This window comes from Pandoraea sp. XJJ-1 (genome assembly GCF_026802345.1).
Classification (GTDB): domain Bacteria; phylum Pseudomonadota; class Gammaproteobacteria; order Burkholderiales; family Burkholderiaceae; genus Pandoraea; species Pandoraea cepalis.
In genome coordinates, this window is record NZ_CP113827.1 from 3,389,788 (window position 1) to 3,412,460 (window position 22,673).

Sequence of the window (22,673 nt, forward strand, 5' to 3'; positions counted from 1 at the left end):
TCGCCCTCCGTTTGTTGTGCAGGATCATTAACCCAATCGCTGCACGTCTTCGACCGCCCCCTCCATTGCGGCAACAATTTCCGCGACGTCGTCGCCGTTCATCGCCGTAGAGAGTGCCATTAACCCATAGCTCGCTGCCAGCACGCCCCGGTTCAACAGTCCACGGTTGAATGTCTCGAGGCGCCGAGCCTCGGTCGCATCCGCGAATGCCGACCGATAGTCCATCACATCGCGCTCGGTGAAGTGTACCTTTAGCAATGAGCCTCGGCCGACGACCTTGCCCGGCACACCATGGCGTATCAGTGCGGCGCGCAATCCGTCGCGGACACTGTCCCCAATCGCGTCGAGATGACGAAAAGCAGCGTGGTCGAGCAGCTTGAGTGCTGCCACGCCGGCTCGCATCGTGATTGGATTAGCCGAAAACGTCCCGCCATGCGGCAATGCTGGCTTGCCGCCGATCGGGCTGAAGACTTCCATGATGTCGCGACGTCCGCCGACCGCCCCGACCGGGAAGCCACCGCCAATGACTTTGCCCAACGTTGTGAGATCCGCCGAAACACCCCAGAGCGGCTGCGCCCCGTGATACCCCAGCCGGAAACTGATGACCTCGTCGAAGATCAACAGCGCGCCGACTTCGTCGACGGCTTCGCGTATCGCTCGCAGATAATCGATCGACGCCGGCACGAGCCCCGCTCGGTTGGGCATCGGATCGACAAGTACCGCCGCCAGATCGGCGCCATGCTGATGGATCAGCCGGCGTGCGCCGTCCGGATCATTGAATGGCAGCACAATGACGTCGTCGGTCACACCGCGCGGCGTGCCGGCAGCATAGGCGACCGAGGCAGGATGCGCGTCGCCCCAGTTCGCCGGCGTCGAATCAAGACTCACTTCCGAATAATCGTACGAACCGTGATAAGCCCCTTCAACCTTGGCGATTTTGGCTCGGCCGGTATACGCGCGTGCGGCCTTGAGCGCCATCATCACCGCTTCGGTGCCCGAATTCATAAAACGTACCGCGTCGATAGACGCCACCCGATCGCACAACAGGCTGGCCAGTTCGATCTCGGACGCCGTAGGCATGCCGAACGCCGTGCCAAGTTCGATTTGCTCGTGAATGACCTCGTTGATCGCCGGATGGGCATACCCGTGAATTTGCGACGTGAAATTGTTAATGCAGTCAATGCGCGCAACACCGTCGGCGTCCCACACGCGGCAACCCTTGCCACGCACGGCGTAGATCGGATACGGCTTCATGAACACTGTGGTGCGGGTGTTGCCGCCGGGGAGGTAATGCTGCGCGCGCTCGAACAACTTGCGCGAGTGCGAATCGTCGGAGGGATAGGCTACGGTCATATTTGACAAGTCCGGAAATGGGAATGGGCGCCGGAAACGGAAAAAGGAAATCCACGGGGGGCAGCGTTGCCGGCAGGCGCCGCCCCCCGCGAATGCGGTGAATCCGCCGTCGAACGACGTTCAGGCGAAGAGACGCTCGGCCACCTCGCGCGCGTAGTAGCCGAGTGCGATGTCGCGTTCAACCTGATCGCGGGGCCGGTCGGCCGGATCGCCGTACCCGCCCCCGCCGGGCGTCAGCACTTCGACAACGTCGCCCGCGCGCAGCACGATGCCCTGATCCTTGCTGACATGCTCAGGCTCGTAGGGCTTGCCGTCGCGATAGATGACGATGCGCGTCATCCCGCCATGCTTGCCGCCACGAGCTCCCGGCGGTCCGAATTTCCCGTGATCCATCACCATCGACGCCTTGGCGGTGCCGCGCAGCAGCCGCAGCCGGAAGTGAATCCCCATGCCGCCGCGGAATTCGCCCGCACCGCCCGAGCCTTCGTGAATGGCGTACCGCTCGAACAGGATCGGATAGTTTTGCTCGAGGATCTCCACGGGCTGAGATTTCGAAATGCCGATGGTCGAGCATCCGTTGGTCAGGCCATCGCCGCCGGAATAGCCGCCGTAGCCGCCGCCCGAAATGGCGTACATCACATAGGAGCGGTCCCGCTCCGGATCATGGCCGCCTATCGCTAGATTGGCCGTGGTGCCTGCCGGCGCGGCAAACAGCACGTCGGGAATCGCGTCAACCAGCGCATTGAACACCGCTTCCGCAATGCGCTGACTCACTTCCGCTGCGCAGCCGGACACCGGGCGCGGATACTGTGCGTCGAGGAAAGTGCCCACCGGATCGCGTACGTCGATGGGTGCAAACGTGCCCGCGTTGAGCGGAACGTCCGGGAAGATGTGCTTCATCGCCAGATACACGGACGACTTGGTCGTTGCGAGCACACTGTTCATCGGCCCCTGGCATGGCGGGCTTGACTTCGACAGGTCGAACGTCAGACTGTCGCCCTGTTTGGTCACGACGAGATGGATTTCGAGCGGCTCGTCGACGACCCCGTCCGAGTCCAGGAACGACTTACCTTGATACTCACCGTCTGGGATTTGCCGGATGCACTCGCGCATCTGCGCCTCCGAGCGGCTGTTGAGCTCGGCGATGGCGGTCTCGACGGTCGTCTTGCCATACCGGTCAAGCAATTGCGTCAGACGCTGCGCACCGATGGTTAGCGCGGCGGCCTGTGCCTTGATGTCGCCGATGCGCTGCTCCGGAATCCGGATGTTCGACATGATTACGGAGAGCAACTCATCGTCGAGCTTACCCTGCTTGAACAGCTTGACCGGCGGCAGACGCAGGCCCTCCTGTTCGATTTCCGTGGCATGCGCCGAAAACCCACCCGGCACCATGCCGCCAATGTCAGGCCAGTGCCCGGTGTTCGCAAGCCAGGCGAACAACTCGCCGCGGTAGAAGAACGGCATCGTGAAGCGGACGTCCATGAGGTGCGTGCCGCCCAGATAGGGGTCGTTGATGGCGTAGATGTCGCCTTCACGAATGTCCTTGGCACGCTGGATGACCTCCTTCGTCGAGAACTGCATCGTGCCGACGAAGATCGGCAAGCCGAGATCGCCCTGCGCAATCAGGCGCCCCGTGTCACGGTCGTAAATACCATTCGAGCGATCCTGCGACTCGGAGATCACGGGCGAGAATGCCCCGCGGCAGAACGCCAGGTCCATCTCGTTGCAGACTTGCTGCAGCCCACTTTGAATCACGCTGAGCGTGACGGAATCGATTTGCGTCATGAGAACCTCGTTCAGGCGGTCACTGTCACGATGAGATTGCCCGCCGTGTCCAGCCGGGCGACGTTGCCCGGCTCCAGTACGGTCGTGGAATCCAGCTGTTCAATAATGGCCGGGCCGGAGAACTCACCGGCCGGCAGCAGTTCGCGGCGATAGATCGGCGTATCACGCCATCCGCCCTGCTCGAACCACACCGGGCGCGAGCCCGTCTGCGCCTGGGCCAACGTTGCAGCGGGAGTGGCGTTCGCGAGCGTGCCCAGATCCGGCACATGACGCTTGGCCACAATACTTGTATTGAGCGACACCAGCACCGGGCGCAACGCCGAGAGCTCGATCTGGAAGCGTTGCCAGTACGCCTTGGCAAACGCCTCATGCAATGCCTCACGCGTCGCCTGCTCCGGGGCAATATCGACCACGAGCACGTGGCTTTGCCCCTGGAACTGCATGTCCGCCGTGTGGCGCAATTCGACGCCGTGCACGGCAATGCCGCTCTTCGCAATGCGCTCATGTCCTTGCGCGATCTGGCCGGCCAAACACGCACTCAACTCGACGTCGTCGACGCGGTTAAGCGGACTGTTGAACGACTGCACCATGTCGTGCCGGACGTCCGCCACCAGACAGCCCAGCGCGTTCGTCAGGCCCGGGCGCACCGGAACCAGCACCGTCGGAATTCCGAGTTCTCGAGCCAGCGCCGTCGAATGCAGCGGGCCTGCGCCGCCGAACCCGAACAACGCGAAATCGCGCGGATCGTATCCCCGCGCGAGACTCACCAGACGAATGGCGTTCGCCATGTTCTGGTTGCCCACGCGCAGAATGGCGGCAGCCGCAGCATGTGCATCGAGCCCCAACGGCTCTCCAATGTTTTTCAGGATGCGTTCTGCAACGTAGTCGAGCGATATCCGGTTATCGACGCTGAGCAACTTGTTCGGATCGAGGCGACCCAGGACGAGGTTGGCGTCCGTGATCGTCGGCAGCTCACCGCCGCGTCCGTAACAGATCGGCCCGGGCTTCGATCCCGCGCTTTCCGGCCCGACCTGCAAGATTCCACCGACATTCACGCGCGCGATCGAGCCGCCGCCAGCGCCAACGGTGTGGACATCGACCATCGGCACGTGAATCGGCATCGCATATTCGAGTTCGAGCTCACTCGACACCTTGGGCACGCCGCCTTCGATCAGCGCGACGTCTGTCGACGTCCCCCCCATGTCGTATGTAATGAGATTGGGAAAACCTGAAACGCGAGACGTATGGGCCGCGGCCATCACCCCCGAGGCGGGTCCCGACATGACGGTGTTGACAGCCGACTCGCTGACTACGCGAGCCGGCACTGTGCCGCCGTTGCCCTGCATCACCAGCAAATCCGTGCCGAATCCCTCTGCCTGCAAGCCGTCCTGCAGGCGCTGCACGTAGCGATCCAGAATCGGCTGCACGGCCGCGTTGACGGCGCCCGCAGTGCCCCGCTCGTACTCCCGGAACTCTGCCGTGATCTGATGGCCCGCCGTGACATAACGGTTCGGCCAGTGCGCGCGCGCCAGCGCCAGCGCCCGCTGCTCATGAACGGGATTGGCATACGCGTGAAGGAAGTGAATCAACAGCGACTCGGCGCCCTGCTCGACCAATTGCTTCATCGCGGCGATCAGTTGTCCTTCGTCGAGCGGCGTCACAACATTGCCCTGTGCGTCGCAGCGCTCGTCGACTTCCAGGCGCATGTCACGCTGAATCAACGGCACGAAGCCACCCCGCAGGCCGTACGCCGTCGGACGGGTCCTGCGGCCAAGTTCAAGCACATCACGAAACCCACGTGTCGTGATCAGGCCGACCTTGGCCAGTTTGCGCTCTAGCACCGCGTTGGTCGTTGTTGTCGTGCCATGCACAATGCTGCCAATGCTGGCGAGCGGGACTTCTGTGTTCGCCAGCGCCTGCAACACACCGCGCGCCTGATTGTCCAGCGTGCTGGGAACCTTCGACAGCCGCACCGCACCAGTGCTGTCGTCGATCAACACCAGATCTGTGAAGGTCCCACCCACATCGATTCCGACCGTAGTCGTCATTTCTCTCACTCCAAACGGCGCCGCATCCGAAGCATCGGACGGGCAGTTTCATCGGTTACACAGCCCGGCCTGTCGGCGGACGCTTATTCGATTGCCGAGTCCATATTATTTGGACTCCATATTATTAAACTAATAGCTATATTTACCGATAGTGACAGGGCATTGCATCTACCCGGGCAACTTTCACCGGCCGAGATAGGCCTCCCGGATCCGAGGGTTTTTCGCAAGTTCGTCGGAGGGTCCCGAGAGCACGACGGAGCCGTTCTCGAGCGCATACGCCCGAGAGGCCACATTCAGTGCCAGCACCGTGTTCTGCTCCACAATCATCAGGCTCAGGCCCTTACGGTTGATCGCGCCGATGCGAGCGTAGACGTCTTCGGCTAAACGCGGCGCGAGGCCAAGCGAAGGTTCGTCGAGCAACAGCAGACGCGGGCGTGACATCAGCGCTCGCCCGATGGCGAGCATCTGCTGCTCTCCGCCGGAGAGCGACCAACCCAATTGAGTGCGGCGCTCTGCCAGGCGCGGGAATAGATCGTGCACCCATTCCAGGTCCTCGGCGACTTCCGCTTTGCTGGAACGACGCGCGGTCGCGCCGACCTGAAGGTTCTCGAGCACGGTGAGCCCGGGAAAGATCCGGCGGCCTTCAGGCACGTGGGCGATACCGCCCCGAACGCGAATTTCAGGCGAGCGGCCGCCGAGCGAATCGCCCCGGTATTCGATGTCGCCGCCGCGCAGGGGAACGAGCCCCGAGATCGAGCGCAACAGGGTCGTCTTGCCCGCACCGTTCGCGCCAATGAGCGCGACGGCTTCTCCCTCCCTCACTTCCACGTCCACGCCACGCAACGCGGCGATGTCGCCGTAAAACACTTCAAGCTGTTTACACTTCAACATGTTGGTACCCCGTTCCGAGATACGCTTCAAGCACGATGGGATTGCTCTGTACTTCCGCTGGCGTACCCTCGGCAAGCTTCTTGCCGAAGTTCAGGACCACCACACGCTCGGCGAGCCGCATCACCATGCCCATGTTGTGCTCGATCAGGACGATCGTCAGGTCGTGGTCCACACGAAGTTGGCGCAAGCGATCCATCAGCGCCTCGACTTCCCCAAGGTTCAGGCCTGCAGCCGGTTCGTCGAGCAGCAGCAACCGGGGCCGCCCCGCCAGCACCTTGGCCATTTCCACCAGTCGGCGATTTCCGTACGACAGCGAGTCGATGCTGCGCGACGCAAGCGCGGCGAGCCCGAAGCGCTCCAGCATTTGCATGGCGGCGTCGCGCAGTTGCGTCTCAGCGTGGCCCCGCCCTGCCGGCACACCCGCCACCACCGGCGCAATCGCCGCGCCGAGCATCACGTTCTCGAGCACGCTCAGACGCTTGAACAACTTGCCGTTCTGGAAAATACGCCCAACGCCGCCGCGCACGATGACGTCGGGCCGCTCGCCGGTGATGTCGCGGCCGTCGAACAACACGCGGCCCGCGCTCGGCCGGTACAAGCCGGTCAAGGCGTTGAGCAACGTACTCTTGCCTGCGCCGTTAGGGCCGATCACGGCCAGCAACGCCTGGGACTCGACGGTGAGGTTCACCTCTGCCAGCGCCTTGAGCCCGCCGAAGGTCACGCTCAGGCCCCTTGCTTCCAGTAGCGCCATTATTTTTCCTCCGTTACGCAAGCGAGACGTGCTACGCGCGAACGATTGAACACGGGCAGCTTCACGATGCTCACCAGCCCTTCGGGCAATACAATCAGGATGAGCAGTACCAGTACCCCGAACACGAGCAGGTAGGCATCGCCCAGACCGCGCAGTATCTCGGGCAAGAAAGTGACGCTCACCGCCCCGATGACCGCGCCGACGACAGACCCGGCGCCGCCCACGACGAGCATCGAGAGATACAGGATCGAGTGGACATAGGAGAAGTCTTCAGGCGACACGAATCGGCTATGAACGGCGAAGAGACACCCCGCCACGCCGGCGAATGCCGCACCCACCGCGAATGCCGCTGTCTTGGCACGGGCAATCGAAATACCGCTCATGCTCGCCGCCATCTCGTCGTCGCTCACGGCCAACATGCAGCGGCCGAGATGGCTGCGCCGAATCCTGAGCGCGAGCACACAGAGCGCAAGCAGGACGAACACCGTGAACACATACAAACGTGCGTCGGTGTCCAGCGCGTACGAGCCGAACGACAGGGACGGAATACCGGCGATGCCATCCGTGCCGCCCGTCAGTTCTGCCCAGTTCGACGCCACGATGCCAAAGCTGACGTTCAGGCCGAGCGTCGCCAGTGCGAGATAGTGGCCCTTGAGGCGCAACAGCACTATGCCCGCCATGTACGCGAATGCCCCGCACAGCACCACGGCGAGCGCGCTCGCGAGCCACGGATTCCACTGCGCCCGTGTTGTGAGAATCGCCACGGTGTAAGCGCCGATGCCCATGAATGCGGCATGCCCCAGCGAGATCAGCCCTGTGTAACCGAAGACTAGATTCAACCCGACGACGGCGACGGCAGCGATGGCGGCCACACTCAGCAACCGCACCATATAGTCGGAAAGCCCCAGCGGCAGGACGAGCGCGATCGCAAGTATTGCTGCAGTCGCGAGCCCGGCGCGGTGGTTTCCGGAGAACCAGGAACCGCTCATCCGCGATCTCCAATCTTTTCACCAAAAATTCCCTGCGGGCGAAGCAGCAGGAACCCGATCATCACTGCGAAGGCGAGCAGATCCTTGTAGGTCGACGTAAGGTAGGACGCACCGAGAATCTCCACGAGGCCTACGAACACGCCGCCGAGAATGGCGCCTGGCACACTGCCGAAGCCGCCGATGACGGTCGCGGCGAACGCCTTGAGTGCAACCGGATCGCCCATGTTGACGTCTGCGAACCACATCGGCCCGACCAGCAGCCCGGCAAATGCGGAACACGCGGCCGCGAGCACCCACGTTGCCATCAATGTCAGCGTGACAGGCAAGCCGATCAGGCGTGCGGCTTCCGTATCTTGCGCAATCGCACGCATCGAGCGGCCTACCCCTGTGCGATAGAGCAGCGCATACAGACCGGCGATAAGCACCGCAGTGATGACGATGGTGGCAATAGCGTGCACGCTGATCGTCGCGCCTGCCAGCGACAAGGTGTGATCGCCGAACGGCGAAGGCATGCGCGCCGGCCATGGTCCCCAGATGAGCAGCGCCGCGTTTTGCATGGCGATGCCTACGGCAACCGTTCCGATGATGACCGACACCACAGGTCGTTTGCGCAGCGGCAGATGCACGCCCAGAAAGAACAGCAGCCCGAACACGGCCATGCCCCCCACGGCCACGAAATAACCGAGCTCGATGGGAAGCTTGGCCTGCACGATCGCCGCCACGCCAAAGAACGTGCCGAGCATGACGAACTGACCGGCCGCGAAATTCACGATCCCCGTGGCCGAGTAAACGATGACGAAGCCGATGGCGGCGAGCGCATAAACACTGCCTAGCGCGACGCCATTCACCACTAATTGAAGAAGCTGTTGCATAAGCTCGATCCGTAGGCGACAAAAGGAGGCGACGATTGCGCCTACTTGGTTGTGATCTGCTGGATCAGCTGCATGTTCTTCGTCCCAGGCGCGAACTTGATCACGGAGACGTCGTGCACGCCGTTGCCGCTCGCGTCGAACGAGTAGGTATGCGCCACGCCCTTGAAACCCTGCACCTTGCGAAGGTAGTCGCGCACCGCGACCGGATCCGTCCCGACCTTGCGCATCGCATCGGCCATGATCATCGCACCGTCATAGTAGGCAGCGGCGTACGGATCGGCGTCGATCTGATAAGCGGCCTTGAAGCGCTTGAGGAACGTCTGCGCCGCCGGTTGCTCGGTAAGCACTGTATCGACGACACCGTAGATGCCCTTGAGATCATCAGCCGACACGAGTTGTATTGCCGCCGGCACGAAGGCGGCCGACGACGAGACGACAGGCTGCGCAATCCCCAGCGTTTTGAGTTGTCGCAGCAACAGGGCGCCGTCCTGCGCATAGACGAACATGAGGATCACATCCGCCCCCTTGTTCTTCAGCGAAAGAATCTGCGCGGACATGTCCTTGTCGTTCTGCCCATAGGACTCAGCCCCCACTACCTTGACGTTCGCAGCGGCAAACGTCTTCTCTGCGGCCTTTGCGCCACCTTGGCCAAAGTCGTTCTGAATATAGAGAATGCCGGGCTTCGCGGCGCGCAGATGATCCATTGCGTAGCGCGCCATGGCTTCTGCCGTCAGGCCGTCGGTCGGACGAATGCGGAACATCCAGGGATTCTTCTGCTCCGCAACGATGTCAGCGCCGCCGGCGTACATCGCCGGACGTTGTGCCTTCGCCACTTCAGGGCTCACCGCGACGTTCTGCGTACTGTAGCTCGTGAGGAAGACGAAATCGGGCTTCTGTTCTTGCACGACCTTGATGAACGCGTTGATCGCGGTGCCGTTCGACGCCTGGGCATCCTGGAATGCAAGGTTCACCTTGCGGCCATTGATGCCACCCGCCGCATTGATGTCCTGCTCAGCCATGCGTAGGGCATTCACGTAGCTCTTGCCCGTGAGCGACAGCGGACCGGTCATCGGTGCTGTCACGCCAACGGGAATCTGCTGCGCCTGCACGCCGTGAGCGGCGCCGACGATACAAGTGGCAAGCGCCGCACGGGACAGGTAGGCGTGCAGTCGTCGCGAAAAGTGATCGAGCATGTCGTTCTTTCTCCAAAGGGATAAAATCAGTTGCATCGTATCGATTTTCGAAATATAGTTTCGATTTACGATTAATATTGCGTCGTTCAATAACCGGTGTCAAGCTGAATTGCCCACGGGTTTACCTCAACCAAATCGATATGCCAGATCTCGACAACGCCCCGCCGCTTGAGCGGTACATGCGAATTCTTGAACTCCTCGCGGGATTTCCAGACGGCCTGTCGCTCTCCGAAATCGCGACCATGCTGGGTCTTCCGAAGCCGAGCGGGCACCGGTTGCTCAAGTCGATGATCGACTGCCATTTAGTGGAAACACGCAAGGGTGGCGCCACGACGTACATGGTCGGCGGGAGAATGCGACGGCTCATTTATGCGACCACTCGGGACGCATGGCTCGACTCGGTGGTTCGCGCGGATCTTCGAAAACTTGTGATCGAGACCGGCGAGACGACATACATCACGAAGCTCGAGAACGGCATGATCCGGTCCATTCTCACGGAGGCTCCCGACACGCCGTGGCGCGGTTACGTTTTGCCCGGGAGCGAGATGCACGTGTACTCTGCGGCAACAGCGAAGGCTATCGCCGCTTATCAGGACGAAGACACCGTGGCCCGGCTGCTCTCCCAACCGCTCGGGCAAAAGACAAGCAAAACCATGACGACCGATGCGGAAGTTCGCGCGGAGCTCTCGCTCGTCAAGACGCGGGGATATGCCACTTGCCTCGGGGAGATCGACGAAGGCCTTGCAGCTATCGGTGTGCCGCTGATGCTAGGGCGAGGCGAAGTTATCTTCAGTCTGGGCGTCGTTGGGCCGTATGGGCGGATGACGCAAAAAGGGATTGAACAGATCGCTTCGACAATGATCGAGTGCGCGAAGGCGATGTCAAAGGCAATCTCTCTGGGATTCGAAAAACAACGCGAACAACAATAGGGGTCAATCGGCTGACGTGAAAAGAAGAACGCCCGGGTCGCGCATAAGTATCGAGCCGCGGCGATGCTTTTGTTTGTGCGCTGACCTGCCTTCGAGAACCGTTCATGCCTAGCGAACCCAAAGCCCAGCCGATCAATCGCGTTGGGCGGAGAGATGAATCACCATCTTGGCTTTCCGCCCGATGCCGCCAAGGCTGCCAGCGCCACTAACCAGCGCAACGGCAAAGGCACCAATGCCGTCCTGACCGAGGACGGACCAGTTTGCATCTACGTTTGGCATGCTCGTGGCTGCGCCGCCTTAATATGCCGCCAACTCGTCCTCGCCAGCAATACATCAAAGCGGCGTCCCGCCGTTGAACATTGAATCATCGGAATCGATCGGAAACTCGAAGCCGGCCTTCCCCCGATCCATGACCACCATCGTTTTGAAGCCCTTGATGTCCGGATTCTCGTAATAGAACCGGCGCGTGAACTGCTCGTAGTCTTCCATGCTTTTTACCGTCACGAGAACCATGAAGTCCGGGTCACCGGTGACGTAGAACCCCATCATTACCTCTCGCGTCGATCGTAGCGACTGCTTGAATCTATCAATGATGTCTGCGCGCTCACGCTCAAGAGACACCAGGACCACCATGGTGATCGAGCTACCGAGCGCCTTCGGCGAAAGGATGGAAACATCCGCCTCCATAATCCCTTCCGAACGCAACTGCTTTAGCCGTCGCTGACAGGCCGAAGGCGACAGCCCCGGGACCATTTCGTCTTCTGTGCGCCAAGCCCAATCCTCAGCGTCCGTTCTCAGTTGGAAGGCGCAGAGGCTCTGAAGAAAACCCCCACGCAAATCATTGCTTGCAAAACAAAAAGCCCTTGACGTCACCGTCAAGGGCTTTTCTTTACAACTTGGTAGGCCGTGCTGGGTTCGAACCAGCGACCAAGGGATTATGAGTCCCCTGCTCTAACCACTGAGCTAACGGCCCTCAACTACCGGCGCTCGCTCAGCCGCAATCAATTGCCTTCGAGGAACGACTTGAGCTTGTCGGAACGGCTCGGGTGACGCAGCTTGCGCAGCGCCTTGGCCTCAATCTGACGAATACGCTCACGCGTCACGTCAAATTGCTTGCCCACTTCCTCGAGCGTATGGTCCGTGCTCATCTCAATGCCAAAACGCATGCGCAACACCTTGGCCTCGCGCGGCGTCAGCGAATCAAGCACGTCCTTCACGACGTCGCGCATACTACCATGCAACGCGGCGTCCGCAGGGGCTACCGTGCCCGTATCTTCGATGAAATCGCCCAGATGCGAATCGTCGTCGTCACCGATCGGCGTTTCCATGGAGATCGGCTCCTTCGCGATCTTCATGATCTTGCGGATCTTGTCCTCCGGCATCTCCATCTTCTCGGCCAGCGTCGCCGGATCCGGCTCGACACCGGTCTCCTGCAGAATCTGACGCGAAATCCGGTTCATCTTGTTGATCGTCTCGATCATGTGCACCGGAATACGGATGGTACGTGCCTGGTCCGCGATCGAACGCGTGATGGCCTGACGAATCCACCACGTCGCGTACGTCGAGAACTTGTAACCACGACGGTATTCGAACTTGTCCACCGCCTTCATCAGGCCAATGTTGCCTTCCTGAATCAGATCCAGGAACTGCAGGCCACGGTTCGTGTACTTCTTCGCAATCGAAATCACCAGACGCAAGTTCGCTTCGGTCATCTCGCGCTTGGCCTTGCGTGCACGGCGCTCGCCTTCCGACATCTTGCGATTGACGTCCTTCAACTCGGTAAGCGGCAACACCACGCGCGCCTGCAAGTCGATCAGTTTCTGCTGCAATTCACGCACCGCCGGGACGTTACGCTCAACCACCGAGCTGTACGCCTTGTTGTCCGCCACGACCGTGTAGATCCAGTCGAGATTGGTTTCGTTGCCCGGGAAACGCGACACGAAATCCGCACGCGGCATGCCGCACTTGTCGACCACGATATTCAGGATCGCTCGCTCGATGTTGCGCACTTCATCGACTTGCGAACGCAACGTGTCGCACAGACGCTCAACCGTGCGCGCCGTGAAGCGGATCGTCATCAGTTCCGCCTGGATCGACTCACCCGCCTTCACGTACGACTTCGACTGGTAGCCTTCCTTCTCGAACGCACGACGCATCTTGCCAAACCAGTCGGCGATCTCGGCGAACTTGGCCAACGCGTCACGCTTGAGCTGCTCGACCTGCGCGGCCGAAGCCCCGCCGCCGCTGCTGTCGTCGTCCTCGTCAGCCGCTTCTTCTGCTTCTTCCTCTTCCGCTTCCGCGTCGGCGTCGAAGTCTTCGTCTTCCGCAGCCGCTGCCGCCGCTGCCGCAACCGCCTCGGCATTCGGATCGATCAGGCCGTCGACCACCTCGTCGATGCGCATTTCTTCACGCTCGACCTTCTCGGCCATCGCCAGAATTTCGGCAATCGTCGTCGGGCACGCGGAAATCGCCTGCACCATGTGCTTCAGGCCTTCCTCGATCCGCTTGGCGATCTCGATTTCGCCCTCGCGCGTCAGCAACTCGACCGTGCCCATCTCGCGCATGTACATACGCACCGGATCGGTCGTGCGGCCAAACTCGGAGTCGACCGTCGACAGGGCCGCTTCCGCTTGCTCCTCGACTTCGTCGTCCGTTGCGGCGTTCGGCGCATTGTCGTTGAGCAACAGCGTTTCGGCATCGGGTGCCTGCTCGTACACGGCAACGCCCATGTCGTTAAACGTAGCGATCACGCCTTCCAGCGCGTCGCCCTCCACCACGTCGTCGGGCAGGTGGTCGTTGATCTCTGCAAAGGTCAGGAAACCTCGTTCCTTACCCAGCTTGATCAGTGCCCGCAGCTTGCCACGACGTTCCTCAAGTTCCTCGGCCGTACCGGGCTGGTGCGAGGAAAATGCGTCCTTGAGCAGTGCTTTCTCTTTTGCCCGGCGATCACGCGCCTTCTGCTTTTCCACTTTGGTCTGATCTTCGTTCACGGGTTGATCACTAGTATCCGCTGCGACGCTCTGCGCCACCGAGGCGGCGGTCTTCGCGGCCTTGCCGCGCGTCCTGGGGACGAGCGGCTCGCTTGCTGCCGACACGACCTCCACAGCCTCGGGTTTGCTGGAAGCCCCTGTCTTGCGTGGGGCTTGCGTCGCAGGTTTACTGCGGCCCGCCAGGGTCGATGCCTTGGCGGTAGTTGCGCTCTTGGCGCTTTTTTCAGCGGGTTGTCGGGCCTGCGGTTTCCCACCGGCCGTCGCCTTCACGGTCGTTTCCGCCTTCGTCGCCCTGACGGGCGCCTCGGACTTCACCGTCGGCCTGGCTGCCTTCGCAGCCCCCACCGTAGCGGCGGTCGCACTCTTGCGCTTGGTGACATCGGTCACCTTCGCAGCCGTCTTGCCGGTCGTCTTCGATGCGCCGGCGGCTGCCTTTACTTGCGTGGTACGTTTCGCCGAACTTGCCTGGCTGGCCGTTTTCTTCGTAGCTCGACCCACCGCATCGGCTTTCACGGCAACGCCAGCTTTTGCAGAACGAGACGCCCCCCTCCCACCGGATGCCGCCGCCGCGCTGGTCGCGCGCTTTGCCTTCGGTGCAGGGATAACCGTCTTTTTTCCGCTGGTCGTTGTCATCTTTGCCATAGCGATCTCGCTTGCCAGAAAACAGCCCACTGAAAACCTTCCATTGTAGCACGCGGGCTTACCTCAACTTCGCGTGCCCCCTGTGCCGGCCGGAGCCAGCAGCCGCTTCAATTCGTCGCGTTGCCGCGACAGCGCTTGAGCGTGGCGCAATTCATCGGACGTCAGCGACGTCCGCTTGAAAATCGTCTCCAGGGCGTCGCACAGACCGTCGTACTGCAAGCGCCGAATCGCGCTTCTCAGTTCCGCAAGCCGCAGCGCGATCTGCTCCTCCCGACGCTCGACCTGGGTCTCATCCTCCGGGTCGAACAACAACAGGTCGCGGGCGTTCTCTTCGAACGAGAGAATTTCGCGAAGAATGTCGTCGAAACTCGCCCAGTTCGGCGACACCCGCAGCCGATCCGACATGAAACGAAAGTCGGCCTGCGCCCCCATTTCGCGGCAATGCGCCAGCACTTCCGAGAAAATCTCGGCGTGATGGGGCCCTTCCTGCAAAATCTTGACTTCTTCTTCGGTTAATTCATTCCCTAGTGCCGGAAACATGAGCAAGTTCTGCAGCGCTCGATGCTCGGTTCCCACTACGCGGCGCTTCTCGCGCTTGGCCGGCGCCTTATCCCATGTGTTCTGACGGCGTGCCGCGCCGATCGACAACTCGCACAACCCGGCCACTTCTTCGACCGAACTTTCCACCCGCTCGGCCAGTGCATGCAAGATCTGCCCTCGCAACGCGTTTGCCGGCATCTGCTGCAACAACGGCTTCGCCTCAAACAGCGCACGCGCACGCCCTTCGGGCTGATGCATCTCCTTACCTGCCGTCACTTCTCCGATCAGGAACTGCGACAGCGGCATGGCGCGCGATACCTCATCGGCAAACGCGTCAGCGCCGTGCTCACGCACATAGCTGTCCGGATCGTGCTCGCTCGGCAAGAACAGGAACTTGAAGCTCCGGTTGTCGTCCGCATGCGGCAAACATGCCTCAAGCGCTCGGCGGGCCGCCCGCCGGCCGGCCGCGTCGCCGTCAAAGCTGAACACCACCGTCTCGGTCTGGCGCAACAGCTTCTGCACGTGCATCGGCGTGCAGGCAGTGCCCAACGTGGCCACCGCCTGTGGAAAGCCGAGCTGCGCCAGCGCCACCACATCCATATACCCTTCGACCACGAGCACATAGCCCGCGTCGCGAATCCCCGTGCGCGCCTCGAACAGCCCATACAGTTCGCTGCCCTTGCTGAACAGCGGCGTCTCGGGCGAATTCAGATACTTGGGCTCGCCCTTGTCCAGCACACGTCCGCCGAACGCGATCACCTGCCCTTTCGTGTTTCGGATCGGGAACATGATCCGGTCGCGAAAACGGTCATAACGACGCTTCGTGCTGCCCGCCTCGCCCTTCTCGCTCTCGATGACGAGACCCGCGTCGAGCAACTGATCGTCGCGATAGTCCTGAAACGCCGCGTCGAGGTTCTGCCACCCATCGGGGGCGTAGCCGAGTCCAAAATGCGCGGCGATTTCGCCCGTCAATCCTCGTCGCTTCAAATATTCGATGGCGGTCGGCGCACTACGCAATTGCTTGCGGTAGTAGTCGCAGGCACGCGTCATGACGTCGACCAGGCCGAGGGTTTGCGCACGCTGCGCGGCAGGTGCCGGCGCGCCCGGCAACGGCGCCTCACGCGGCACATCCAGCCCAACATTGCGGGCCAAGTCCTCGACAGCTTCGACAAATCCGAGTCCGGCATGCTCCATCAGGAAGCTGATCGCGCTGCCGTGCGCGCCACACCCGAAGCAGTGATAGAACTGCTTCGTGGGACTTACGGTAAATGAGGGCGACTTCTCGTTATGAAAGGGGCACAGCCCCATGAAGTTCGCCCCGCCTTTCTTCAACTGCACGTAGCGGCCCACCACCTCGACGATATCGACGCGGTTGAGCAAGTCCTGCAGGAACGACTGGGGGATCACTGGATCGATACCATCGCGGCACGGCACCGTGCCGTCGCTTGCGACGGCAACTCACCGCACCACTCAATTACGCAGCCAACGCCGCCTTCACCTGCGCGGACACGGCCGTCATGTCGGCGCGGCCGGCCAACTGGCCTTTGAGCACGCCCATCACCTTGCCCATGTCCTGCGGACCCGCTGCGCCCGTTTGCGCCACGGCTGCCTTGACCGCCCGCTCGACCTCGTCAGCCGAGAGTTGCTGGGGCATATAGACCATGAGCACGTCGAGTTCGGCGGCCTCCTTGTCGGCCAGATCGGTGCGACCGGCCGCCTGGAACTGGCTGATGGAATCCTTGCGTTGTTTGATCAGCTTGTCGACGACGGCCACGATCGCCGTGTCATCGAGAGTGATGCGCTCGTCGACTTCCCTTTGTTTTATTGCCGCGAGCAGCAGCCGGATGGTCCCCAGTCGTTCCGCGGCCTTGGCACGCATGGCCGTCTTCATATCTTCGGTAATGCGTTCTTTCAGACTCATGAGCAGGGGTTCCGGATTTCGAATACGTTTCAGTGTAGTGCATGCCGCCCCAAAGGAAAGGACGACTGTCGTCAGGCACTTGCCGCGTGCGGCCGCAGCCGACGGCTCGGCGCTGACATTAGCGAGCGCAGAAAGCACAAAAACCCGCTTGAGGAAACGATCACACGCGCGATCACAAGCGGGCCGCAGGAGACTCGGCTCCGCCCTCGGTGCGTCGTCTCCACGAAGGGGAGAGATTATCACAGCACGGAAGTCGCCGTCTACGACAACGCGCCGCCCCCCGCCCGCTCCGCCTTCACGCTTTCGGACATTGCTTGCGCGCATGCCACGGCCGACGCCCACGCCCACTGGAAGTTATAGCCGCCGAGCCACCCGGTCACGTCGACCACTTCCCCGACAAAATGCAGCCCCGGTTGTTCGCGCGCCTCCAGGGTGGCGGAAGACAGTGCCTTCGTATCGACCCCACCCCGCGTGACTTCGGCCTTGCGCCAGCCTTCAGACCCGCACGGCTTGAGCGTCCAACTGGAAAACGCCTGGGCAAGCGAGCGCAACGCCTTGTCCGGCAATTCCTGCACGCGCGCCTGCGGCGAAAGCCCGCTGTTCGCAACCCAGGCGTCGGCCAAACGGGCCGGCACCCATTGCGCCAACAGGTTGGCCAACTGCCGCTTCGACGTCGCCTTCGCCTCGAACAATGCCGCCTCGATGTCCGACGATGGCGACAGATTCAGGACAATTGACTGCCCAGGCGCCCAGAAGCTGGAAATTTGCAGGATGGCCGGACCGGACAACCCGCGGTGCGTAAACAAGAGATCCTCAACGAAACGACCGCCGTCCTTTCCCTTGCCCGCGCTCACCTCGACTTCCAGCGACAAACCCGATAGCCCCGCAAAGGGCGCCCAGGTCGACGCGTCGAACATGAGCGGCACCAGCGCCGGACGCGGCTCGACGATCTCCAGTCCGAATTGACGTGCGATCCGATAGCCCCAGTCCGTCGCGCCGATTTTGGGAATCGACAGGCCGCCCGTGGCGATCACCAGTCGTTTGGCCGCGATATGCCCCGCATCTGTCGTCAAGTGATAAGGATGCGCGCCGCCCGAGGACGTATGGGCAACGGTGTGTACAGTGCATGGCATGCGCCAATGCACGTGCCCCGTCGCACACTCCTTGCGGAGCATGTCGATGATGTCCTCGGCACTGTTGTCGCAAAACAGCTGTCCGCGATGCTTTTCGTGCCAGGCAATGCGGTGACGCCCCAGCAGATCCAGAAAATCGCGCGGCGTATAGCGCGCCAGGGCCGAGCGGCAGAATCTCGGGTTTTCTGACAGGTAGTTGACCGGCCCGGCGTTGATATTGGTGAAATTGCAGCGCCCGCCGCCTGAAATTCGGATCTTCTCCGCCAGACGCGTCGCGTGATCGATGAGCACCACGCGCAGCCCAAGCTGCCCGGCCACCGCCGCGCACATCAGGCCGGCCGCGCCAGCCCCCACGATTGCTACATCGAACTTTTCCATGGCGCGCATTGTACCCGGCAGGGGTTAGGGGCGACTGGTATACTTCTTGGTTATCTCGTTACCTTGACGCCGCACGTCTCCCCCTTCCGCCATGCTGGTTTTAGGCATTGAAAGCTCCTGCGACGAAACCGGGCTCGCCCTTTACGACACCGAGGCCGGCCTGCTTTCGCACGCGCTGCATTCGCAGATTGCCATGCACCGCGAATACGGTGGCGTGGTGCCCGAACTGGCGTCGCGCGACCACATCCGCCGCGCGCTGCCCCTGACAGAAGCCGTGCTTGCGCAAGCTGGCAAGCCACTCAGCGCGGTCGATGCAATCGCCTACACGCAAGGCCCCGGACTCGCCGGGGCGCTGCTGGTGGGCGCCAGCGTCGCGAACGCCCTCGCGTTTGCGCTCGGGCGTCCAGTCGTGGGCGTGCACCATCTGGAGGGCCATCTGCTCTCTCCGCTGCTCGCACCGGATGCTCCCGATTTCCCGTTCGTCGCTTTGCTGGTCTCCGGCGGCCACACGCAGTTGATGGAAGTCCGCGCCTTCGGCCAGTACGCCATGCTCGGCGAAACACTGGATGACGCTGCCGGCGAAGCCTTCGACAAGACCGCCAAGCTGCTGGGACTCGGCTACCCGGGCGGGCCGGCCATCTCGCGCCTGGCCGAGTTCGGTACGCCGGGACGCTACGACTTGCCGCGTCCGATGAAGCATTCGGGCAACCTTGACTTCAGTTTCAGCGGATTGAAAACCGCCGTGCTCACGCAGGTGCGCAATCTCGGCGGCAACGTATGCGACCAGGAAAAGGCCGATCTCGCGCGAGGCTTCGTCGATGCCATCGTCGACGTGCTCGTCGCCAAGTCGATGGCCGCGCTCAAGCAGACTGGCATGAAAACGCTCGTCGTGGCAGGGGGCGTGGGTGCCAACACGCAGCTTCGCGAAGGACTCAATGAAGCCGCTCGCCGCCGTGGCTATCGCGTGCACTATCCGGACCTGGCTTTCTGCACGGATAACGGCGCCATGATCGCCTTCGCCGGCGCCATGCGGCTCAAGTACTGGCCAGATGAAGCGGACAGCGAATACGCCTACACGGTCCGCCCGCGCTGGGATCTCGCCGACATCGTGCGCGGCGTCTAGCGCCTCGCCCGGCACGCGCCCAAGAAAAAACCGCTCCGAGGAGCGGTTTTTCATTGCATGCGCCGCGCGAGGCGCAGCAAGATCAGGCCACCACGCGCTTGTCGCGTTCGATCACGGCGTAAGCGCTGTGATTATGGATCGACTCGAAATTCTCCGCTTGAAGCGCGTAGGCCACGACGCGCGGCTCATTGTTAAGTCGCGTTGCCACATCGCGCACCAGATCCTCGACGAACTTCGGGTTCTCATACGCCCGCTCGGTTACGTACTTCTCATCCGGGCGCTTGAGCAGCCCCCACAACTCGCAGGACGCCTCCTCCTCAGCCATGCGCACCAGTTCCTCGACGGCGATATCGCCCGCGATTTCGGCGTCGATCGTGATGTGCGAGCGCTGATTGTGCGCGCCGTACTGCGAGATCTTCTTCGAGCACGGACAAAGGCTCGTGACCGGCACGAGCACCTTGAGCCACACGCGCGTCTGGCCGTTGCGCACGTCGCCGGTGAGCGTCACTTCGTAGTCCAGCAAGCTTTGCACGCCTGAGACCGGTGCCGTCTTGTTGATGAAATACGGAAACGTCACTTCAATTCGACCGGCGTCGGCTTCGAGTTTTTCCAGCATGCTGTCGAGCATGGCGCGAAAACCCGCCACGTCGATCGGCGCGCGATGCGCGTCCAGCAACGCCACGAAGCGCGACATATGCGTACCTTTCTGATCGGCAGGCAGATGCACGTCGAGATTGAACAAGCCCACGGTGGCCTGCGCCTCCCCATCGGCCAGACGCACCGACAGCGGATGACGCACACCGCGCACACCCACGCGCTGAATCGGGATCTGCCGGGTATCAATGGTGCTTTGCACGTCGGGCATGACGAAAGCGGGGTTCATCTGATTCATCTAATTCTTCCTTCTTTGCCGGCAAGCCGACTTGGGGGAGGCAATAGGCAAACGTATCCGACGCCTGGCTCGCCAGCCGCTGACGGTTGTCGTCGGAATCGTGCCGGAGCCCCCGGCACGGTATCGGGAAAGGGCGATTCAAAACGAAACGATCCGGCATGCAAGCCGGATCGTTCGGAGGTTCAGGACTACCGGACGCTCAGGCGACGAGCTTGGTCGTGACCTTGCCAGCGCCCTGCGACGCCTGCATCAGCGGCAGGTCGAAGCGGGCACGGATGGACTTCGCGATACCCGCGGCATCGAGCCCCACGGCGGCCAGCAGCAGCGCCGGGTCGCCATGGTCGATAAAGCGATCGGGCAGGCCCAATTGTAGTACAGGCCGAATCTCCCCACCGGCAAGCAGGGATTCCGCCACGGCCGACCCCGCACCGCCCATGATGCTGCCCTCTTCCACCGTGACCAGATAATCGTGCGTTTGCGCCAGCCGTGCGATCAATGCCTCGTCGATCGGCTTGACGAAGCGCATGTCGGCCACGGTGGCGTCGAGTTCCTCGGCTGCGGCAAGCGCCGGGGCCACCATGCTGCCGAACGCAAGAATTGCCACACGGCGTCCCGCCTCGGCTTGTCCCTCGCGTCGCACAACACCCTTGCCGATCGGCAGTGCGCTCATCGTCGATTCGATCGCCGCGCCCGTGCCGGCACCGCGCGGATAACGCACGGCCGACGGGCCGTCGATCTGCACACCGGTATAGAGCATCTGACGGCATTCGTTCTCGTCCGACGGCGCCATCACCACCATATTCGGAATGCAGCGCAAATAGGCGATGTCGTATGCGCCCGCGTGCGTTGCCCCGTCTGCACCGACCAGACCCGACCGATCGAGCGCAAACACGACCGGCAGATTTTGCAGCGCAATGTCGTGAATCAGTTGATCGTAACCGCGCTGCAGGAACGTCGAGTAGATCGCGACCACGGGCTTGAGGCCCTCGGTCGCCATACCGCCGGCGAACGTCACGGCGTGTTGCTCGGCAATGCCCACGTCGTAGTAACGCGTCGGGAATCGCTTCTCGAACTCCACCATGCCCGAGCCTTCGCGCATGGCCGGCGTGATCCCCACGACACGCTTGTCGGCTTCGGCCATATCGCATAGCCAGTCGCCGAACACTTGCGTGTAGGTCTTCTTGCTGCTCGTGCTCGGCTTGATTCCTTCGGCCGGGTTGAACTTGCCCGGACCGTGATACAGCACCGGATCGGCTTCGGCCAACTTGTAGCCGTACCCCTTGCGCGTGACCACGTGCAGGAATTGCGGCCCCTTCAGATTCTTGATGTTCTCGAGCGTCGGAATCAGCGAGTCGAGGTCGTGTCCGTCGATCGGGCCGATGTAGTTGAAGCCGAACTCTTCGAACATCGTCGCCGGCACGACCATGCCCTTGGCATGCTCTTCGAACTTGCGCGCCAACTCCAGCACCGGCGGCGCCACACTCAGCACCTTCTCCACGCCCTTCTTCGCCGCCGCGTAGAAGCGACCCGACATCAAGCGGGCAAGATAGCGATTGAGGGCACCGACCGGCGGCGAGATCGACATGTCGTTGTCGTTGAGGATGACCAGCAGCGGCACGTCTTCATGCACCCCCGCATTGTTCATCGCCTCGAACGCCATACCGGCGGTCATGGCGCCATCGCCGATCACCGCGATGCCGAAGCGATGCTCGCCCTTCGTGCGCGCACCAAGCGCCATGCCCAGCGCCGCTGAAATCGATGTGCTCGAATGCGCCGTGCCGAACGTGTCATACGGCGACTCATCGCGCTTCGGGAAGCCCGAAATACCGCCGAGCTGACGCAGCGACGCCATGGCGTCGCGGCGACCGGTCAGGATCTTGTGCGGATAGCTCTGGTGCCCCACGTCCCAGACAATGCGATCCTCCGGCGTGTTGAACACGTAGTGCAGCGCAATCGTCAGCTCGACCGTACCGAGATTGGACGACAAGTGACCGCCCGTGCGCGACACGCTCTCGAGCACAAAGGCACGCAGCTCTTCGGCCAACGGTGCGAGTTGGCGACGCTCCAAACGCCGCAACGCGGCCGGGTCATCGATGGTATTTAGCAGTTCGTACATCGTCATTCCATATGTAGGCGTTCTGGTCGGGCAGCCCTGCCTGGCGAGCCGGTCCCGATCTCCTGCCGGTGCGTTCTGTGGGGAGATCCGCGCCGACCCTCATTGCCCCTTGCCTGTTTCTACTGCA

General features: G+C 62.1%; 18 protein-coding genes, 1 tRNA gene and 1 pseudogene. 4 read left to right on the forward strand and 16 right to left on the reverse strand.

Annotation, left to right across the window (positions count from 1 at the left end; all coding sequences use genetic code 11):
- Nucleotides 1-27: 27 nt before the first annotated feature.
- The 8 genes from OYT13_RS15510 to OYT13_RS15545 form a co-directional block, all read right to left on the reverse strand.
- The gene (locus tag OYT13_RS15510) at nt 28-1,353 is read right to left on the reverse strand and encodes an aspartate aminotransferase family protein (RefSeq protein ID WP_268566540.1); all 1,326 of its coding nucleotides are present in this window, start codon (nt 1,351-1,353) and stop codon (nt 28-30) included.
- Between the two features lie 120 nt (nt 1,354-1,473).
- Entirely contained in the window at nt 1,474-3,138 is a 1,665-nt protein-coding gene (locus tag OYT13_RS15515; protein ID WP_268566541.1) for a hydantoinase B/oxoprolinase family protein, read from the reverse strand.
- 11 nt (nt 3,139-3,149) lie between these two features.
- A complete protein-coding gene (locus OYT13_RS15520; protein ID WP_268566542.1) occupies nt 3,150-5,186 on the reverse strand; it encodes a hydantoinase/oxoprolinase family protein in 2,037 nt (678 codons plus the stop codon).
- Between the two features lie 183 nt (nt 5,187-5,369).
- Nucleotides 5,370-6,077, reverse strand: coding sequence for an ABC transporter ATP-binding protein (locus OYT13_RS15525; RefSeq protein ID WP_268566543.1), 708 nt, complete (start codon nt 6,075-6,077; stop codon nt 5,370-5,372).
- Nucleotides 6,064-6,828 (reverse strand): ABC transporter ATP-binding protein, encoded by a 765-nt coding sequence (locus tag OYT13_RS15530; RefSeq protein ID WP_268566544.1) that lies wholly within the window; start codon nt 6,826-6,828, stop codon nt 6,064-6,066. Before OYT13_RS15530 ends, OYT13_RS15525 begins: the two co-directional genes overlap by 14 nt.
- Nucleotides 6,828-7,817 (reverse strand): branched-chain amino acid ABC transporter permease, encoded by a 990-nt coding sequence (locus OYT13_RS15535; protein ID WP_268566545.1) that lies wholly within the window; start codon nt 7,815-7,817, stop codon nt 6,828-6,830. The genes OYT13_RS15530 and OYT13_RS15535 overlap by 1 nt, the downstream gene beginning before the upstream one ends.
- Nucleotides 7,814-8,689 (reverse strand): branched-chain amino acid ABC transporter permease, encoded by an 876-nt coding sequence (locus tag OYT13_RS15540; protein ID WP_268566546.1) that lies wholly within the window; start codon nt 8,687-8,689, stop codon nt 7,814-7,816. Before OYT13_RS15540 ends, OYT13_RS15535 begins: the two co-directional genes overlap by 4 nt.
- 41 nt (nt 8,690-8,730) lie before the next feature.
- Nucleotides 8,731-9,882 (reverse strand): ABC transporter substrate-binding protein, encoded by a 1,152-nt coding sequence (locus tag OYT13_RS15545; RefSeq protein ID WP_268566547.1) that lies wholly within the window; start codon nt 9,880-9,882, stop codon nt 8,731-8,733.
- A gap of 140 nt (nt 9,883-10,022) precedes the next feature.
- Between OYT13_RS15545 and OYT13_RS15550 the strand changes: the two genes are divergently transcribed.
- Together OYT13_RS15550 and OYT13_RS15555 are read left to right on the forward strand one after the other, a co-directional pair.
- Nucleotides 10,023-10,811 (forward strand): IclR family transcriptional regulator, encoded by a 789-nt coding sequence (locus tag OYT13_RS15550; protein ID WP_268566548.1) that lies wholly within the window; start codon nt 10,023-10,025, stop codon nt 10,809-10,811.
- 96 nt (nt 10,812-10,907) lie between these two features.
- Nucleotides 10,908-11,084: pseudogene (locus OYT13_RS15555) on the forward strand (IS256 family transposase); the annotation flags it as partial.
- 60 nt (nt 11,085-11,144) lie between these two features.
- Here the strand turns inward: OYT13_RS15555 and OYT13_RS15560 are convergent.
- The 3 genes from OYT13_RS15560 to rpoD all read right to left on the reverse strand — a co-directional run bounded on the left by OYT13_RS15560 (nt 11,145) and on the right by rpoD (nt 13,915).
- Nucleotides 11,145-11,684, reverse strand: a complete 540-nt coding sequence (locus OYT13_RS15560; RefSeq protein ID WP_268567889.1) for an Lrp/AsnC family transcriptional regulator — start codon at nt 11,682-11,684, stop codon at nt 11,145-11,147.
- Nucleotides 11,685-11,708: 24 nt separating this feature from the next.
- A tRNA-Ile gene (locus OYT13_RS15565) sits at nt 11,709-11,784 on the reverse strand.
- Nucleotides 11,785-11,812: 28 nt separating this feature from the next.
- Nucleotides 11,813-13,915 (reverse strand): RNA polymerase sigma factor RpoD, encoded by a 2,103-nt coding sequence (rpoD, locus tag OYT13_RS15570; protein WP_017231851.1) that lies wholly within the window; start codon nt 13,913-13,915, stop codon nt 11,813-11,815.
- A gap of 97 nt (nt 13,916-14,012) precedes the next feature.
- Between rpoD and OYT13_RS25295 the strand changes: the two genes are divergently transcribed.
- Nucleotides 14,013-14,492, forward strand: coding sequence for a hypothetical protein (locus OYT13_RS25295; protein ID WP_254440935.1), 480 nt, complete (start codon nt 14,013-14,015; stop codon nt 14,490-14,492).
- A 14-nt stretch (nt 14,493-14,506) separates the two neighbouring features.
- On the opposite strand, the gene dnaG is transcribed toward OYT13_RS25295, so the two are convergent.
- The 3 genes from dnaG to OYT13_RS15585 form a co-directional block, all read right to left on the reverse strand.
- Nucleotides 14,507-16,390: a DNA primase gene (gene dnaG, locus OYT13_RS15575; protein WP_026131579.1), complete on the reverse strand. Its 1,884-nt coding sequence runs from the start codon at nt 16,388-16,390 to the stop codon at nt 14,507-14,509.
- Between the two features lie 67 nt (nt 16,391-16,457).
- Complete coding sequence (locus tag OYT13_RS15580; protein WP_261938313.1) at nt 16,458-16,904, reverse strand: GatB/YqeY domain-containing protein; 447 nt, start codon at nt 16,902-16,904, stop codon at nt 16,458-16,460.
- Between the two features lie 260 nt (nt 16,905-17,164).
- Complete coding sequence (locus OYT13_RS15585; protein WP_261938312.1) at nt 17,165-18,415, reverse strand: NAD(P)/FAD-dependent oxidoreductase; 1,251 nt, start codon at nt 18,413-18,415, stop codon at nt 17,165-17,167.
- A 91-nt stretch (nt 18,416-18,506) separates the two neighbouring features.
- On the opposite strand from OYT13_RS15585, the gene tsaD reads away from it, so the two are divergent.
- Nucleotides 18,507-19,538 (forward strand): tRNA (adenosine(37)-N6)-threonylcarbamoyltransferase complex transferase subunit TsaD, encoded by a 1,032-nt coding sequence (tsaD, locus tag OYT13_RS15590; protein ID WP_017231856.1) that lies wholly within the window; start codon nt 18,507-18,509, stop codon nt 19,536-19,538.
- Nucleotides 19,539-19,620: 82 nt separating this feature from the next.
- Here tsaD and folE2 read toward each other — a convergent pair whose 3' ends face one another.
- The gene (gene folE2, locus OYT13_RS15595) at nt 19,621-20,430 is read right to left on the reverse strand and encodes a GTP cyclohydrolase FolE2 (RefSeq protein WP_268566549.1); all 810 of its coding nucleotides are present in this window, start codon (nt 20,428-20,430) and stop codon (nt 19,621-19,623) included.
- Nucleotides 20,431-20,629: 199 nt separating this feature from the next.
- The gene (gene dxs / locus OYT13_RS15600; RefSeq protein WP_261938310.1) at nt 20,630-22,546 is read right to left on the reverse strand and encodes a 1-deoxy-D-xylulose-5-phosphate synthase; all 1,917 of its coding nucleotides are present in this window, start codon (nt 22,544-22,546) and stop codon (nt 20,630-20,632) included.
- Nucleotides 22,547-22,673: the final 127 nt, after the last annotated feature.